Here is a 16,475-nt window from a genome sequence, read left to right on the forward strand (position 1 = left end):
TCCGGGCGGTGTCCCGCATCCGAATTGCGCAGTTCCCCGCGCCCCTTGGGGCGTACCCGCGCATGATCAGGGCCGTCAGTCGTTCGCGCCGGGCCAGCCGTCGAGCATGCGGTGCACCGTCACCCCGGACTTCGGGGCGAAGCTCCTGGCGGAGGGGCCGGCCGGCTCGGACGCCTGGGCGGACACGGCGGCCCCGAGGATCTCCTCGATCTTCGCGACCTGGCCGTCGACGGTGGCCTTCAGCTGCTCCGGGTCCTGGGTCCGGGCGGCCTGGCGCACCGTCCGCTCCACCGCCGCGAGTTTGCGCAGCGCGTCCTGGCCGAGCCGGAAGGGCTGCGGGGTGTTCACGACGAACTGGTAGGCGCCGGCGACGGCCTCGCAGCCGGTGCAGTGGGTGGTGGTGGCCTTGCTGCTGTTGTTCGCGTCGACCTCCACCTGGCTGCCGCCGGTGGTGACGATCTGGAAGGACAGTGCGACGGAGCGGCAGTGCTGTTCGGCGCTGCAGTAGCGCGCGGTGGCCAGTGCCCGGTTGTCCGCCGAGACACCTGCCGTGCGGCCGAACTGGCTGATCTCGAAGGCTACTTCGGTGTCGCGGGTGTGCACCGGGCTGGCCACGCTGACCGCGTGGGTCCGCTCCCAGCGGACCTGTGAGGCGTCCGCCGTGCCGGCGGCCGGCCCGACCAGCAGCACCGCCGCGGCCGCGGCCGGGACGAGCGGTCCCGAACGGAACAGCCGTGCGAGGCGGTGGGACGAGGACTTGGGGTGCGATCGGTTCACGAGAGGCTCCATGAAGAGGTGTCAGGGGGTGGCTGCGGTGCTGGGGTCGATCGGGGAAGGGGTGGTCGATGCGGTGGCCGCCGGAGCGGTCGGGGTCGCCGGGGCGGCAGGGGTGCCGGTCGTGGAGGGCTCGGGGGCCGAAGGCGTCGTGGCCGACGGCGTGACGGCCGGGGAGACCGTGGTGCGCGGTGCGGCGGTCGGGGCGGCGCCGGGCCGGGCGCTTCGGCGCGCCCCCGGTCGTGCGGTGGCGGCGCCCGGACTCCGCTCCGCGGGGGGAGTCGTGGAGGCCGCACCGGTCGGAGCCGCGGCGGACGACGGGTCGGTGAGCACTGCGGACGGGGTGACCGAGAGCTCGGTCCGGCCGGTCGGCGCGGGGGCGGGGGAGGGCGCCGGCGGTGGCCGGGGGGCGAGCGGCGCCGGGGTCGCCCGCTGTCCCCAGGCGAGGGCCAGCAGTGCGCCGGTGCAGGCGGCCGCCACCAGCAGGAGCACCGCCCGGCCGCGCCTGCTGCGGTGCGCCCGGGCCAGCGCCTGCCCGCCCCGGCGGGCCAGCTTGACCGTCAGGTACAGCAGGCCGACGGTCGGCAGCAGCAGCATCACGGCGCCGATCACGCCGAGCGCCGCGGAGGCGGGGGCTCCCTCCGCGGCGGCCGAGGCGGCGCCGGAGATCTGGTCGCCGAAGGAGCGCACGCCCGTCCGCACCAGCCGCGGCAGGTTCCACAGCACGTAGCCGATCTGGGCGGCCAGCAGTGGGACCATGGTCACCACCCAGGCCGTGACGGTGATCCTCGACGACCGTTTCAGCCCGGCCACCCCGGGCGGTGTGGGACGGCCGGGGATCATGCTGCGCAGGATCGGCCCGACCTTCCCGAACAGGTCGGGGACGCCGGCCAGGTCGGCGAGGATGTAGTAGCCGTCGAAGCGGAGTACCGGCAGCAGCTGTTCGACGATCTCGAAGTGGGCCAGGTAGACGGCGGCGAGCAGGAAGTCCTGCCCGGTCGCGGCGTAGGCGGCGAACAGTGCGGCGATGAACACCACGTTGAAGTAGACGCCGCCGAGGTCCGTCCGCAGCCGGGCCGGCCTGCGCAGCCGGTAGACGTCGGTGACGTCGGTGTACATGGCAGGCCAGACCAGGTAGATGCCGCAGCCGATGCAGCCCGGCCGGCCACCGCCGTACCGGCAGCCGGAGGCGTGCCCGAATTCGTGGAACACGGTGGACAGGAGGGTGAGCGCGAGGACCGCGAGCAGCAGCGCGGGCTGCTGCACGGTGTGCAGGACGGGGGCCATCGCGCCGTGCGCGGCGAACAGCCAGACGTCGGCCGCGGCGGTGAGCAGCAGGACGGTCACCACGGCGGCCGGCCGGTGGAGCCAGCCGAGGGCGGCGGCGACGGTGTTCACCGACGGGGGCCGCAGCAGGACCTTGTGCGCCCGGAGGGCGAGCAGCAGGTCGGTGACCGGGAGGGGTGTCCTGGCGCCGGAGCCGTCCGGCGCGGCGACCAGGCCCATGGGGCGGAGCTTGTGCTCGACGAGGTGGGCGATGTGTTCCGCCCCGAGCTCGAGACCGGAGGGGCCGCTGACCAGCTGGGCGATCTCCGCGTGGGAGCGGGTGCCGTCCATGGCGCCGGTCACCAGGTAGAGCAGCCGGGTCAGCTGGACCATCTGTCCGTCGGCCCGCCGGACGAGGTACCGCGGGGTGGTGAAACCCGAGTCCTGGTACTCGCCCTGGAGGACGAGACCGGCGGCGGGCTGCGGGGGTTCGCCGGGGGCCGGCGGGGGGACGGCCGCGGTCTGCGGTCCGGGCCGGGGACTCGGGCCGGCATCGGGCGGCGGGTCGGTGGGAGGTTCGGCGCCGGGTCGCGCCCACGGGTCGGGTTCGGCCCGGCGGCGGGTGTCGCCGACGGTGCCGATGTGTTCCGCCGCCGTGGGGATCGGGCTGCCGAGACCTTTTCCGCTCTCGGTCACGTCACCTTCCGAGCTGGCAGTCGTTAGAGGAGCGGAAAGTGTTTCCGGCGGCGATTCTGGCGCCACCGGAAACACTTTCCGCAGGTTTTTCCATGAACGGGTCAGAGAATCCGGTCGGGGGGCCGGACGCCGCGCGGCTGCCCTGCCGCGTGCGCTGATCCGCTCATGCCGTCCCGGCCGTGGGGTCGGGTCGGCAGGGTGTCGGCGACGGGCCTACCGTCACTGGTGGATGCTGATGTACTGCTTCGCCTCCGACGCCGCCAGGGAGTCCCACGAGTGGTCGTTGTAGGCGACCGAGGCGTTCTCCGCGTAGACGGCGGCGTGCTTGATGACCGTGGTCTTGTGCAGGTTGAGGGTGAAGCGGCTCAGCGCCTCCCGCTTCGGGAGCAGCTCGGCGGTCTCGGTCTCCAGGGCGGACATGTCGATCATGTGGATCCATTCTCCGTACGGTTCGGTCGGGCCGGCCGTGGCCGGCCGACCCGTCGGACGGTTGTCCGACGGAGCTGGACACTACGGCGGCCCGGCGACGCTGAGCAAGCAACCGGACACCTTCAGTGATCGGTTTCGCCGGAATATCGCCTGCATTCCCGTTGAAATGATCAGTCGCCTGCGGGGCGAAAAAATCGCCGAATTCGGCGCGGCTCCGGGATTCTTCGTATCCGAGGTTTTCGGCGACGCGCGGGGGCGTGTCGACTTCACTCGGTCGGCGCAGTTGTTCGATCATGTCTTCGGATGGTCGGGACGCCGCGTCGCCGCTGCCCGCCCCCGTCCGCGGTCGCCGACGGTGGACGCCCGCGCACCGGCCCGCGCACCGGCCGCCCGGCCGGCGCCCGGCGTCCGCCCCCCGCCCGCGCGGCGGCATCCGCTAGCGTTCACTTCGCCCGCCGCCGGCCCGCGGCAGGGCGGACGCCGGCCCGGGTGCCGATCCGCCGCCCACCGGACAGTTCTGACAACCGGACAGGAAAGACAGATATGCGCTGGTCCCAGATGTACACACCCACGCTGCGCGAGGACCCGGCCGACGCGGACGCGGCCAGCCACCGGCTGCTCGTCCGGGCCGGGTTCGTCCGCCAGTTGATGGCCGGGCACTACTCGCTGCTGCCGCTCGCCGTCCGGGTGCGGTCGAAGGTCGTCGGGATCGTGCGCGAGGAGATGGACCGGATCGGCTCGCAGGAGTGGCTGCTCCCGGCGATGCACCCCGCCGAGATCTGGCAGCGCTCCGGCCGATGGGAGGTGATGGGTGACGAGATGTTCCGCGTCAAGGACCGCAAGGGCGCCGACATCGCCCTCGGCATGACGCACGAGGAGATCTTCACCACGCTCGCCGACGAGCTCGCCTCGTACCGCCAACTGCCGCAGATGTGGTACCAGTTCCAGACCAAGTTCCGCGACGAGCCGCGGCCCAAGTCCGGTCTGCTGCGGGTGCGCGAGTTCACCATGAAGGACTCCTACAGCTTCGACCTCGACCAGGCCGGGCTGGACCGCTCCTTCGACCTCCACCACGAGGCGTACACCCGCATCTTCGCCCGGCTCGGCGTGCCCGCCATCCCGGTGCAGGCGTCCAGCGGCAGCATGGGCGGCTCCGCCTCCGTGGAGTTCATGTCGCCCACCGGGGCCGGCGAGGACCTGGTCGTGCACTGCACCGCCTGCCACTACGCCGCCAACATGGAGAAGGCCGCCGCCGCCCTGCCGCCCGTCGAGGACCCGGAGGGCCCCGCCGCCCCGGAGCCCTTCGACACCCCCGAGGCGCGCACCATCGAGGAGTTGACGAACCGTCACGGCGTGCCTGCCGCCGGCCAGATCAAGACCCTGGTGTACGTCGTGGACGGCCGCCTCACCCTGGTGCTGATGCGCGGCGACCACGCCCTGGTCGAGCAGAAACTGATCGACGCCACCGCGGCCCGCGCGGTGCGCCCCGCCACCCCCGAGGAGATCCAGGGGGCGCTCGGCGCCTCTCCGGGCAGCCTGGGCGCCGTCGGCGTCGAGGGCGTCCCCGTCCTGGTGGACGAGGCGCTGCGCGGCCGCCGGTCGATGACCACCGGCGCCAACCGCGACGGCGTGCACCTGGGCGGCGTCGACGTGGACCGGGACATCACCGCCACCGCGTGGGCGGACTTCCGCGAGATCTCCGCCGGCGAGCCCTGCGCGACCTGCGGCGAGCCGCTGCAGGTGGTCCGCACCGTCGAGGTCGGCCACATCTTCAAGCTCGGCTACAAGTACACCGAGGCGCTGGACATCACCGTGCTGGGCCCGGACGGCGGCCGGATCAGGCCCGTTATGGGCAGCTACGGCATCGGCGTCGAGCGGGCGATCGCCGCCGTCGTCGAGGCCCACCACGACGACAAGGGAATCGTCTGGCCGGTCTCCGTCGCCCCGTTCGAGGTGGTCGTCGTGCCGATCGGCAAGGCGGACGAGGAGACCACCAAGGTCGTCGAGAGCCTCTACACCGACCTGCGCGCCGCCGGGGTGGACACCGTGCTGGACGACCGGGACGAGCGCCCCGGCGTGAAGTTCGCCGACTCCGAGCTGATCGGCATCCCGTACCGGATCACCGTCGGCCCGCGCGGCCTGAAGGAGGGGCTGGTCGAGGTCGTCGAGCGCGCCACCGGCGAGACCGTCCAGGTGCCGGTCGCCGACGCGGTCGGCCACGTCGCCGCCCTGGTCACCGCCGCCCGCCGCGGCTGACCGGCTCCACGCGCGTCGCCCCCGGCACCCGTCGGGTGCCGGGGGCGGCTGCGTTCAGGCCCTCGGCGGGCTCAACTGCAGTGCACCGCACGGTTGCCGAGCGAGGACGTGGTGGCCGTCTGGCCGGCCCAGGTGATGCTGCCGTAGCCGTTGATGCAGATCTTCACCGCGGCGACCCGCACCGGGCCGGCGAACTTGGCGAAGTCGCCCTGGTCGGTGGCGGTCGTGCCGGCCACCTTGCTGCAGTTCGCGGCCGGGGCGGTCTGGGTGCACCGGCTGATGCTCGCCTTCACCGAAGACGCCGTCCCGTAGCCGCTGTTGACCGTCTTGATGGTGGCGGCGCAGTTCTTGCCGCTGGAGGCGTCGAACCAGATGTAGAAGTAGCCGAAGACCACCCCCGCCGGGGTCGTCACCGGGTAGCTGCCGACCAGCCCGCCGCTGCAGCCGTACGTCGCCGCCGAAGTCGCTGGCGACGGGGGCGCCTTGACCGGCGCGGCCGTGGTGGGCGTGGAGCCGGTGCCCGGCGTGGTCCCCGGGGCTGGGGTCGTGCCGGGCCGGGTGCCGGACGGCCCGGACGTGCCCGGTGCACCCGTCGTGCCGGGCGCGGTGCCGTCGGCCGGGGCGCCCGGGGACGAGGCCCCGGTCGCACCGGCGGACGTGGACGCACCCGACGGGGCGGCCGAAGTCCCGTCCACCGCCGTGCCGTCCGCCGCGGGGACCTCCCCGGTCGCGCCGGTGTCCTCCCCGGTCGTCCCGGTTGCCCCGGACGCACCCGCCGAGGCCGCGGCCTTGGCGCCGCCGCCCTCCGTGCCGCCCTGCGAACTCACCGCCCAGGTGACGCCCGACACCAGGGCGAGCGCGAGCGCCGCACTGCCGGCGACCAGGCCCGCGCGGCGGCCCGGCGAACCGCGCCACCACGACCCGCGCTCGTCCTCCTCCCAGGAGTCGAACGCGGGCTGCGCAACCGGGGCGGCCGGCGGCACCGGCGCAGCGGCTGCGGCGGCAGCGGGGAAGGCGGCGGGGAATCCCGAAACCGGCGGTGCCGCAGGTGCGTTGAGTGCAGGTGCAGTGAGGCCGAACAGGGCCGCGTCGGTGCCCGCGGCGGCGAGCTGCGGTGCGAGGGAGTCGAGCCGGGCCAGCACCTCGCCGGCGTCCTCCGGGCGGTCCTCCGGGCCCTTGGCGAGCAGCTGCAGGACGAGCTCGTCCAGTCCGGCCGGGAGTCCGGGCCGGTGCCGGCTCGGCGGGGCCGGAGCCTCGCGCAGGTGCGCGCCGAACTGCACGGTGGGCTCGCGGTGCCCGAACGGCGTCTTGCCGGTGAACAGTTGGTACATCAGGCAGCCGACCGCGTACAGGTCGCTGCGGTGGTCGACCTCCTCGGCGCCGCGCACCTGCTCCGGCGACATCCACGGCACCCCGGACAGCGCCCCGGCCCCGCCGGTCGCCTGCCCGGGGTCGGCCGTTGCGATGCCGAGGCCGAGCAGCTTGACCGTGCCGTCCGCGGTGAGGACGAGATGACCGGGGCGCAGGTCGCGGTGGACTGCGCCGACGGCGTGCGAGGCGGCCAGGGCGGCGCAGATCTGCCGGGCCCAGTCCGCGGCCCGGCCCGGGTTCGGCGCCCCCTCGGCGGCCAGCACCTCGTCCAGGGTGCGGCCCTCGACCTGCTCGGAGACCGCGAACACAGTGCCGGTCGCCCCGTCCCGCCCGCCGTCCAGGACGGCCGCCAGATTGGGGTGCTCGGCCCGCTCCTTCGCGGCGCGGGCGGCGGCGGTCAGCCGTTCGGCGTCCGCAGGATCGGTGCCGGCCTCCGCCAGCACGGTCACCACCACGGAGGCGCCGAGCTGCCGGTCGTGCGCCCGCCACCGCTCGCCCGGCCCGCCGTTGCCCAGCCGTTCCAGCAGCTCGTAGCGCTCGTCCAGCAGCAGACCCTCCACCATGGCACCCGTCCCTTCGTCCCGAATCCGGCCGTACGGCTCATCAGATGATCGGTCAGCAACCTAGCGCCCCCGCTGCCCGGCCGGTGCACCCGGTGCCCCTCTGACCGCAGGTCAGGCCCCGCGACCGCCCCCGGATCGTGGCGCGCCGAAGGAGGTTCGGGCGAGCTGAGCAGAAGTCGGCACAGTGTGCGGCGGAGGTGTGCCCGTCCGGTGCAGGCGCGCTGCCGTCGGCCAGGGATGCCGGGCGCCGCCGAACAGAGCGAGTTCGAGGAGATCGGGCGCCGTAGCGGTGGGAGTTACGGGAGTCTTACCGATGGGTGGTGGGGGTGGCCGGGGGTGAGGGCGGGCGGTAGGTATGGGGTGTCGTAGTGGGGTGTCGGTAGGAGGGGTGGCGATGTCGGGGCGGGGTGTGGTGGGCCGCAGGGTGGCCGTGCTGGTGGCGGTGGTTCTGGTGGTGGGGGTCGCGTTCGGGGTGTACCTGTTTGCGCCGTGGAAGGCGTTCACGAGTACGGCGGTGGACGAGGTGCTGCCGTCGGTGGCTGCTGCGCCGTCCGTGGCGGGGAGCCCGGTGGCGGGGCCGGTGGAGCTGGCGCGGGGCGGGTTCGTGTCGGGTGAGCACACCACGACGGGGACGGCCCGGCTGGTGCGGTTGGCGGACGGCGGGGTGGTGCTGCGGCTGGAGGATCTGCGGACCTCGGAGGGGCCGGACGTCCGGGTGTACCTGTCGACCCGTCCGGCTGCCGAGTCGCGGCTGGACTCGCTCGGCGACGGCGCCGTCGAACTCGACCGGCTGAAGGGGAACATCGGCAACCAGAACTACGCCGTGCCGGCCGGCACCGACCTGTCGAAGGTCCGCAGTGCGGTGATCTGGTGCCACCGGTTCTCGGTCGGCTTCGGTGCGGCCGACCTGGCGGCGGGTGCTGCCGCGGGGTGAGGGCCGCCGGACGAGGTGAGAGGCTGTCCGGCACGCGCGATCCCGTACGAACGGAAGGCCCGCCGATGACTGCAGCCCTGACCGCGGAGGAGGCCGCCGCCCTGGCGGCCGTGGACGAGGCGTCCGTCGCCCGCACGCTCCTCGAGCTGATCGCGATCCCGAGCGTGACCGGGAGTGCCGCGGAGTCGGAGATCCAGCACCATCTGGCGGGCCGGCTCGACCGGTTGGGGCTGGAGACCGACCTGTGGCCGATGGACCTGCCGGCGCTGCGGGCGCACCCGGACTTCCCCGGCACCGAGGCGCCGCGCGAGGAGGCCTGGGGGCTGGTGGGCACCACGGGCGGGGCGGACGGGCCGACGGTGGTGCTGCAGGGGCACGTGGACGTCGTCCCGCCGGGCGATCCCGCGCACTGGGTGGGCGACCCGTTCGTGCCGCGGGCGGTCGGCGACACCGTGCACGGCCGCGGGGCCTGCGACATGAAGGCCGGGCTGGTGGCGCACCTGGCGGCACTGGAGGCGATCCGGGCGAGCGGGGTGCGGCTCCGCGGCCGGGTCGCGGTGCATTTCGTGGTCGGTGAGGAGGACGGCGGGCTCGGCGCGTTCGGCACCCTGCAGCGCGGGTACTCCGGCGACGCCTGTCTGATCACCGAGCCGACCGGCGGCGCCCTGGTGACGGCCAATGCCGGTGCGCTGACCTTCCGGATCGAGGTGTCCGGCCGGGCCGCGCACGCGAGCACCCGGGACGAGGGGGCCAGTGCGATCGACGCCTATCTGCCGATCCATGCCGCGCTGGCCCGGCTGGAGGCGGTGCGCAACACCGATCCGGACCCGGTGATGGCGGAGTACCCGATCCCGTACGCGCTGTCGGTCGGCACGCTCCGCGCGGGGGACTGGGCGAGCAGCGTGCCGGACCTCCTGGTGGCGGAGGGCAGGCTGGGGGTGCGGCTCGGCGAGGACCCGGCCGAGGCCCGGGCGGCCCTGGAACGGTGCGTGGCGGAGGTCTGCGCGGCCGACCCCTGGCTGCGGGAGCACCCGGCGGCCGTGTTGTGGTCGGGCGGGCAGTTCGCGAGCGGGCGGCTGGCGGCGGGGCACCCGCTGCGGGACCTCGTCCGGGACGCGCACGCCGATGCGGTCGGCGGCCCGCGGCTGCCCGAACGCGGTGCACCCTACGGCAGCGACCTGCGGCTGTACGCGGCCGCGGGCGTGCCGACCCTGCAGTTCGGCCCGGGCGACGTACGGCTGGCGCACAGCCCGCGGGAGCAGGTCTCCGTACGGGAGACGGTGCAGGTGGCGAGGACGCTGGTGCTGGCGGTGCTGCGCACGGCCGGGACGCGCTGAGGCACGGCCGCGCCCGCGGCCGGGCGGTGCCGGGGAGCGGCGCCCGGTCAGACCGAGACGGCCAGTTCGAAGCCGCCGCTCCGGACGTTCTTGCACAGGGCGTGGCAGGCACCGAAGCGTTCGGCGAATTCGGGGCGGGCCTGCCAGCTGCGCATGGCGTCGACGTCGCGCCAGGCGGCGAAGGACACGAAGTGGTACGGGTCGCCGAGGGATCGGATCAGCCGGGCGCCGAAGAAGCCCTCGGCCTCGGCCTTCGTCCAGGTGAGGAATTCCTGCCAGCGCTCGACGAACTCCTCCGCCCGGCCCTCGGAGACCTCCCAGTAGGCGGACGACCAGTGCTTGTTCTCCTGCAGCATCGTGCAGCACCTCGCTCTGCTACGGGTCTCCTTCCAGCCTAGACGGGTTGTGTCGCGACCTCCTTGCGTACGGAAACCGATCGGTTTACCTTGGTGGAAACCGATCGGTTTCCTCCGAGGGGAGCTTTCTCATGACCGCGATCAAGGACTCCGTCGTCCTCGTCACCGGCGGCAGCCGCGGCATCGGCCGCGCGATGGTCGACGCCCTGTACGAGCGCGGTGCGCGCAAGGTCTACGCGACCGCCCGCGACCCGCGGACGGTCACCCACCCGGAGGCCGTGCCGCTGGCGCTGGAGGTCACCGACCCGGCCTCGGTCGCGGCGGCCGCCGCGCAGGCGCAGGACGTCACCGTCCTGATCAACAACGCGGGTGCGGCCGTCAGCGCCTCCTTCCTCGATGCACCGGTGGAGGACGTGCGCCGGGAGTTCGAGACCAACTTCTACGGACCGCTGCTCACCGCCCGCGCCTTCGTGCCGGTGATCGAGCGCAACGGCGGGGGCCACCTCCTCAACGTGCACTCGGTGCTGTCCTGGCTGGGCCTGGCCGGCTCGTACAGCGCGTCCAAGGCGGCGCTGTGGTCGCAGACCAACTCGCTGCGGCTGGAGTTGAAGCCGCGCGGGATCAACGTGACCGGCCTGCACGTCGGTTATGTGGACACCGACATGACGGCGGCGGTCGCCGGGCCGAAGGCGAACCCCGCCGACGTCGCCGCGCAGGCGCTGGACGGGATCGAGGCCGACGCGTACGAGGTGCTGGCCGACGACCTGTCGCGCCGGGTCAAGGCCGGGCTGGCCGGCGACCTCGCCGGGCTCTACCCGCAACTCGCCGCCTGAGGAGGCGGATCCGGCGGTCAGACCGGCAGCAGCCGGCCGACCAGTTCGCCGAGGCGGCGGGCGTTGCGGCAGGCGTGCATGTCGACCACGCCCGCGTAGGCGAGGGCGGCGGAGTCGCCGGTGCCCCAGAGCGAGGCCTGTTCCGGGTTGAGCCAGATCACCCGGCGGGCCCGGTCGGCGATCCGCTGCAGGGCGGGCAGGTTGGGGTCCCAGCCGTTGGTGCGGGCGTCGCCGAGCACCAGGACGGCGGTGCGCGGCCCGACCGCGTCGGGGTACCGCTCGGCGAACTCGCCGAGTGCGGCGCCGTAGTCGCTGCTGCCGTGCCAGCCGGCCACGGCGGCCTCGGTGAGGATGCGCCGGCCGAGCCCGGCCGGGTCGGTGTCTCCGGCGACCAGCCGGGTCACCTCGTCGGTGCGGTTCACGAAGGCGAACACCCGCACCTTGGTGAACTGGTCGCGCATCGCCCGGACCAGCAGCATGGTGAAGTTGGCGAAGCCGGCCACCGAGCCGGAGACGTCGCAGAGCAGCACGATCTCCGGGCGGGCCGGGCGGCGCCGCCGGTACGCGGGCCGCAGCGGCACGCCCCCGGTGGAGAGCGAGCGGCGCAGGGTGCGGCGCAGGTCGATCCGGCCGCGGGCGGCCCGGCGCCGGCGCGCGGCCAGCCGGGTGGCCAGCTTGCGGGCCAGCGGCCGTACGGTGCGCCGTAGTTCGGCGAGCTGATCGGCGCCGGCGGCGAGGAAGTCCACCCGGTCGGGGGTGGGGGCGACGGCGCGTTCGGCGATCCGCTCGGTGCCGCGCACCTCGGCGACCCGGCGGCGGGCCTCGGTGCCGACCTGGGCGCGGAACGCCCGGATGCGGCGGCGGATCTCGTCCTCGGTCAGCCGGTCGGTGAACCCGGCCGCACCGTCCGCGCCCCGGCCGGACCCGTCGGCCCGCAGCGCGGCCAGCACCCGGGCCAGCAGCGTCTCGGGCCGCAGCCGGTCGAGGGTCTGGTAGGCGGACCAGCCGTCCGAGCCGGGGCGCCCGCCCTGCCCGGAGCCGGGCCCCGACCCTGCGCCGGGGCCGGCCGCGGCGCCGTAGCGGCCGAGTGCCTCCACGGCCTCGCCGGCGAGCCGGGCGGTGGCGGCCGTGTCTGCGGCGGCCAGCGCCAGGGCGAGGCGTTCGCGCAGGTCGGCGATGGTGGCGGCGCGGTCGGCCGGCTCCTCGTCGAGCGGGCGGGTGCCGTGCGGGGTGCCGACGCCGAGCGGGAAGTACAGGTCGAAGACCGCGTCGAACACCGCCCGCTGCCGGTCGGTGCGCAGCAGTGCCGCGGCCAGCCCCTCCCGGACGTGCTCCCGTTCGGCCAGCCCGAGCACCTGCAGGGCGGCCGCCGCGTCGGCGGTCTCGCCGGTGCCGATCCTCAGCCCGTGCCCGCGCAGCGCCTGGACGAGCCCGGTGAGGCGTGCGGCGAGGTCCTCCGCGCCGCCGGTCGGGGCACTCACGCCGGGGCCAGCTTCGCGGCGGCCTTCAGCACGTCGTCCTGGTGCTTGAGGATCACCCCGAGGGTGTCCTGCACGACGGTCTCGTCCAGGGTCTCGGCGCCGAGCGCCAGCAGGGTCCGCGCCCAGTCGACCGTCTCGGCGACCGACGGCGGCTTGCGCAGCTCCATGGCGCGCAGCGCGCCGACCACCCGGACGAGCGACTCGGCCAGCACCGCGTCCAGGCCGGGCACCTGGAGGCGGACGATCCGCTGCTCCAACTCGGCGTCGGGGAAGTCGAGGTGGAGGAAGAGGCAGCGGCGGCGCAGCGCTTCGGAGAGTTCGCGGTCGGCGTTCGAGGTGAGCAGCACGAAGGGGCGGCGGCTCGCGGTGACGGTGCCGAGTTCGGGGACGGTGACCTGGAAGTCGCTGAGCACCTCCAGCAGCAGGCCCTCCATCTCGACGTCGGCCTTGTCGGTCTCGTCGATCAGCAGGACGGTCGGCTCCTCGCCGCGGATCGCGGTGAGCAGCGGCCGGGCGAGCAGGAACTCCTCGCCGAAGATGTCGGTGCGGGCGTCGTCCCAGCGCTCGTCGCGGCCGGCGGTGATCCGCAGCAGCTGCTTGGCGTGGTTCCACTCGTAGAGGGCGCGGGACTCGTCGATGCCCTCGTAGCACTGGAGGCGGACGAGGCGGGCGGCGCCGACCCGGGCGACGGCCTTGGCGAGTTCGGTCTTGCCGACGCCCGCGGGGCCCTCGACCAGCAGCGGCTTGCCGAGCCGGTCGGCGAGGAAGACGGTGGTGGCGACCGCGGTCGAGGCGAGGTAGCCGGCCTCGGCGAGGCGGGTGAGGACGTCGTCCACCGAGGTGAAGAAGCCCGTGCCGACCGTGTGACCGCCCTCGTGCTGCATCCGTCCGCTCCCGTCCGTACCGCGCCGTGGGAGGCATGTTACCCGCGGGTCACTTCTGGGGGAACGGCTCGGGAGGACGGGATGCGCGGTGCCCGGTCAGTGCATCCCGGCCGCGTCCAGCAGGGCGGCCGCGGTCGGTACCGCCAGGCCCGCCAGGATCTCCGCACCCGCCCCGGCGCGGGCGCTGGCACCGTCGAAGACCAGGGTCAACTGCCTTGCCAGCAGCGCCGGGTCGGTGGCGCCGCCGCGCTCGGCCTCGGCGCGGAAGAAGTCGGTCAGCACCTGCTTGACCCGGCCGGCCACCGCGCTCGCCGGGTGTTCCCGGTCCTTGACCTCCACCTGCACCGCCAGGTACGGGCAGCCCCGGTACCCGGGCTCGGCGGACAGCTCCTCCAGTCGCTCGAAGACGTGCAGCGCCCTCGCCCGCGGCGGCCGCGGGTCGTCCGCGGCGGGCAGCAGCAGGGCCGCGTACCCGGGCGCGCGGCGCTCCAGGCCGGCCGCCAGCAGTTCGTCCTTGCTCTCGAACAGCTGGTACATCGAGCGCTTGGACACCCCGGCGGCCCGGCACAGGGCCTCGACGCCGGTGCCGACGCCCTCCCGGTAGAAGAGCTCGGTGGCGGCGTCGAGCAGCCGGTCGCGCGGGGAGGCCTTCGCCTGGGTGTCCATGCTGCGAGGCTACCGCCCGCGACGCACCGAGGAAACCGATCGGTGTCAGCGTCGTCGAAGCCTCGGCCGGAGCCCGCCAGCGCCCCTCATGGGACACCCGACTGCCTCTGGCGACAGGCCCTACCGCAGGACGGCCTCCAGCAGGTCCCCGCCCAGCCGGGCACTGGTCGCCAGGTCGAGCTCGTACAGCACGTAGCGGCCGCGGCGGCGGGTGGTCAGCAGTCCGGCCCGCCGCAGCACGGCCAGGTGCCGGGACACCTCCGGCGCGGTGAGCTGCCAGGCGTCGGCCAGCTCGCCGGTGGTGTGCGGGCCGCGGGCGAGCGTCCGGGACAGCCGCAGCCGCACCGGGTGGGCCAGCGCCTCCAGCCGCTGCTGCACCAGCGCGAGCGACACCGGGTCCGTCCCGCCCGCCTCGGCGATCGGGTACTGCAGCACCGGCCGCCAGCCCTGCGCGTACACCGCCGGCAGGTGCGGCCGCCCGAAGGCGCTCGGGATGAACGTGACACCGCCCGCCGCGACCGCGCTCGTCGCGTTGTCCTGCAGCTTGTCGACCACGATCCGGCGCCGCCCCGGCTCGGAGCCGTCCACGGTGACGGCGGGGGAGACCGCCGCCAGCGTCTCCGCCAGGCCGTGCCTGGCCAGCAGGTCCGACTTCTGCCGGGCGTCCGCGGCCAGCGCCGGCAGCACCCGCCGCCAGGCGTCCGCGAAGAACGCCCGCTCGCAGTCCTCCAGCAGACGGCGCACCCGCACCCGGACGGCCGGCGGATCGGCCAGCAGCCGGTCCGCGAACGCCGCCTGCACCGGCCCCCGGGCCAGCGCGAGATCCCGGGCCCGCTCCGCCGCCACCGGATCGGTCAGCGGCGAACCCGCCGGCCGGTACGACAGCCGGGACGAGCCGCAGGTGGTCACCAGCGCCGCGGCCACGTACTGCTCGTCCTCCAGCAGGTCCACCGCGTCCAGCTCCTCAGCCAGCGTCGCGGCCGGCCGCGCCGGGAACAGGAAGTCCGCCCGCGAGGACCGCCACAGGAAGTCGGCCTCCAGCAGCCGGTCCGCCAGCCCCGGCGGCAGCGCGCCCGTCGTCGCGGCGACCCAGCCGTGCAGCTCCGGATGGTGCGCCGGCTCCGCGAGGGCGTGCAGCATCGCGTTCAACTCCGCCAGCGGGGACGGCGCGAACAGCAACCGCCCGTCCGGCAGACCGGTGACGTCGATGGTCAGGCTCATGGCCGCGATCCTGCCACCCCGCCCCGGCCCGACCGCCGACGGTTGACGGGGACCGTCAATCCGCGTGCCCCGCCGCTGCCCGGCGCCGCAGCGTGGCCGCCATGGCACTCCTTCAGAAGCCCGCCCCGCCCGCCACCGGAGCCCTGGCCACCGCCCGGCTGCTGCGGACCGCCGGCGGCGGCCGCTACGCCCTCGCCGTCCTCGTCGACGCACTCGGTGCCGGACTGCTCCGCCCCTTCCTGCTGCTGTACGGCGTCGGCGTGCTCGGCATCGGCATCGGCACCGCCGGCCTGGCCCTCTCCGCCGGCATGCTCGCCGGCCTGACCGCCGTACCCCTGACGGGCCGGTGGATCGACCGCGGCGCCCGCAGCCGGCCGGTCGCGGCCACCCTGCTCGTCCGGGCGGCCGGCGTCGGCGTGCTGCTGGCCGCCGGCGGGCTGGCCGGCTACACCGCCGCAGCCGTCCTGCTCGGCATCGGCAGCCAGACCTGGCCCACCGCGCACGCCGCCGTGGTCGCCGCCCTCACCGAAGGACGCACCCGGGACGCCGCCCTCGCCGCCGGACGATCCCTGCGGAACGCCGGCCTCGGCGCCGGTGCACTCGTGGCCACCGCGGCGACGGCGGGCGGCACCGGCGCCCTGCGGGCGCTCGCGCTGCTCACCGCGGCCGCCTGCCTGGCCGCGGCCGCCCTGGCGTGGTCGCTGCGGCTCTCCGTCCCCGCCGCGGAGCCCGACCGCCGCCGCACCCCCCGCCGTACGGGTCCCGGGCACGGCACCGGCACCGGCACCGGCCTGCTCGGGCTGGCGAACCTGCCGTACGCCTTCTGCTTCGACGTCCTGGAAGTCGCCCTCCCCGCCCTGCTGGTGACCACCCTGCACGTCTCGCCCGCCTGGTCCTCCGGGATCTTCGTCGGCAACACCGTCCTGGTCATCACCACCCAGCTCGCCGTGGTGCTCTGGGCCGGCCGCCGCTCCCGGCGGTCCGTACTGGCCGCCTCCGGCCTGGTCCTCGCCCTCTCCTACCTGGGCTTCTGGGCGGCCGGCGCGCTGGGCGGTGCGGCCGGCGCCGCCGGGATCGCCGCCGTCGCCGTGCTCTACACCGCCGGCGAGATCCTCTACACCGGCACCGGGACCGCCCTGGTGGTCGCCGCGGCGTTGCCCGGGCAGCTCGGCCGCGCCCTCGCCCGCTGGGAACTCTCCAGCGGACTCGGCCGCGCCGTCGCACCCGCCGCCCTCACCGCCCTCCTCACCGCAGGCCCCGCCACCCTCTGGGTCACCCTCGCCACCGCCACCACCCTCGGCGCCGCCCTCGTCCTCCGCCACGGCCCCCGGACGTGAACGGCCGCGCGCCGAAACGGTCGCCGATCGCCCGGACTCCGCCCCGGCCGGCCCCTATCGTCGGACACGTA

Annotated in this window: 14 protein-coding genes; 5 read left to right on the forward strand and 9 right to left on the reverse strand. The window is 75.0% G+C overall.

The genetic code is table 11. From position 1 onward, the window contains the following. Positions 1-75 precede the first annotated feature (75 nt). The 3 genes from ACQ614_RS27150 to ACQ614_RS27160 all read right to left on the reverse strand — a co-directional run bounded on the left by ACQ614_RS27150 (position 76) and on the right by ACQ614_RS27160 (position 3,165). Positions 76-777, reverse strand: a complete 702-nt coding sequence (locus ACQ614_RS27150) for a hypothetical protein (protein WP_431681353.1) — start codon at positions 775-777, stop codon at positions 76-78. A 21-nt stretch (positions 778-798) separates the two neighbouring features. Beyond that, positions 799-2,736 (reverse strand): hypothetical protein, encoded by a 1,938-nt coding sequence (locus ACQ614_RS27155; RefSeq protein WP_431681355.1) that lies wholly within the window; start codon positions 2,734-2,736, stop codon positions 799-801. Positions 2,737-2,955: 219 nt separating this feature from the next. After that, positions 2,956-3,165 (reverse strand): hypothetical protein, encoded by a 210-nt coding sequence (locus tag ACQ614_RS27160; RefSeq protein WP_431681356.1) that lies wholly within the window; start codon positions 3,163-3,165, stop codon positions 2,956-2,958. A gap of 543 nt (positions 3,166-3,708) precedes the next feature. Between ACQ614_RS27160 and ACQ614_RS27165 the strand changes: the two genes are divergently transcribed. Next, complete coding sequence (locus ACQ614_RS27165; protein WP_431681357.1) at positions 3,709-5,421, forward strand: proline--tRNA ligase; 1,713 nt, start codon at positions 3,709-3,711, stop codon at positions 5,419-5,421. A 71-nt stretch (positions 5,422-5,492) separates the two neighbouring features. On the opposite strand, the gene ACQ614_RS27170 is transcribed toward ACQ614_RS27165, so the two are convergent. Then, positions 5,493-7,355 (reverse strand): protein kinase domain-containing protein, encoded by a 1,863-nt coding sequence (locus ACQ614_RS27170; RefSeq protein WP_431681358.1) that lies wholly within the window; start codon positions 7,353-7,355, stop codon positions 5,493-5,495. Between the two features lie 394 nt (positions 7,356-7,749). Between ACQ614_RS27170 and ACQ614_RS27175 the strand changes: the two genes are divergently transcribed. Together ACQ614_RS27175 and ACQ614_RS27180 are read left to right on the forward strand one after the other, a co-directional pair. Next, positions 7,750-8,289 (forward strand): DM13 domain-containing protein, encoded by a 540-nt coding sequence (locus ACQ614_RS27175; RefSeq protein WP_431681359.1) that lies wholly within the window; start codon positions 7,750-7,752, stop codon positions 8,287-8,289. 65 nt (positions 8,290-8,354) lie between these two features. Then, on the forward strand, positions 8,355-9,626 hold the full coding sequence (locus ACQ614_RS27180) for an ArgE/DapE family deacylase (RefSeq protein WP_431681360.1): 1,272 nt from the start codon (positions 8,355-8,357) through the stop codon (positions 9,624-9,626). A 47-nt stretch (positions 9,627-9,673) separates the two neighbouring features. Here ACQ614_RS27180 and ACQ614_RS27185 read toward each other — a convergent pair whose 3' ends face one another. Then, positions 9,674-9,982, reverse strand: a complete 309-nt coding sequence (locus tag ACQ614_RS27185) for an antibiotic biosynthesis monooxygenase family protein (protein ID WP_431681361.1) — start codon at positions 9,980-9,982, stop codon at positions 9,674-9,676. A gap of 131 nt (positions 9,983-10,113) precedes the next feature. Here ACQ614_RS27185 and ACQ614_RS27190 point away from each other — a divergent pair, with 131 nt between their 5' ends. Then, positions 10,114-10,815, forward strand: a complete 702-nt coding sequence (locus tag ACQ614_RS27190; protein ID WP_363496650.1) for an SDR family oxidoreductase — start codon at positions 10,114-10,116, stop codon at positions 10,813-10,815. 17 nt (positions 10,816-10,832) lie between these two features. On the opposite strand, the gene ACQ614_RS27195 is transcribed toward ACQ614_RS27190, so the two are convergent. From ACQ614_RS27195 to ACQ614_RS27210, 4 genes are all read right to left on the reverse strand, one after another. Then, entirely contained in the window at positions 10,833-12,296 is a 1,464-nt protein-coding gene (locus ACQ614_RS27195; protein ID WP_431681362.1) for a VWA domain-containing protein, read from the reverse strand. Next, a complete protein-coding gene (locus ACQ614_RS27200) occupies positions 12,293-13,180 on the reverse strand; it encodes an AAA family ATPase (protein ID WP_431681364.1) in 888 nt (295 codons plus the stop codon). The genes ACQ614_RS27195 and ACQ614_RS27200 overlap by 4 nt, the downstream gene beginning before the upstream one ends. 96 nt (positions 13,181-13,276) lie before the next feature. Next, a complete protein-coding gene (locus ACQ614_RS27205) occupies positions 13,277-13,846 on the reverse strand; it encodes a TetR/AcrR family transcriptional regulator (RefSeq protein WP_431681365.1) in 570 nt (189 codons plus the stop codon). A gap of 120 nt (positions 13,847-13,966) precedes the next feature. Then, positions 13,967-15,067 (reverse strand): DUF5937 family protein, encoded by a 1,101-nt coding sequence (locus tag ACQ614_RS27210; RefSeq protein ID WP_431681366.1) that lies wholly within the window; start codon positions 15,065-15,067, stop codon positions 13,967-13,969. A gap of 101 nt (positions 15,068-15,168) precedes the next feature. Here ACQ614_RS27210 and ACQ614_RS27215 point away from each other — a divergent pair, with 101 nt between their 5' ends. Then, positions 15,169-16,404 (forward strand): MFS transporter, encoded by a 1,236-nt coding sequence (locus ACQ614_RS27215; RefSeq protein ID WP_431681367.1) that lies wholly within the window; start codon positions 15,169-15,171, stop codon positions 16,402-16,404. Positions 16,405-16,475: the final 71 nt, after the last annotated feature.

Origin of the sequence: Kitasatospora dryopteridis, from assembly GCF_050749075.1 — a bacterium.
Lineage (GTDB): Bacteria > Actinomycetota > Actinomycetes > Streptomycetales > Streptomycetaceae > Kitasatospora.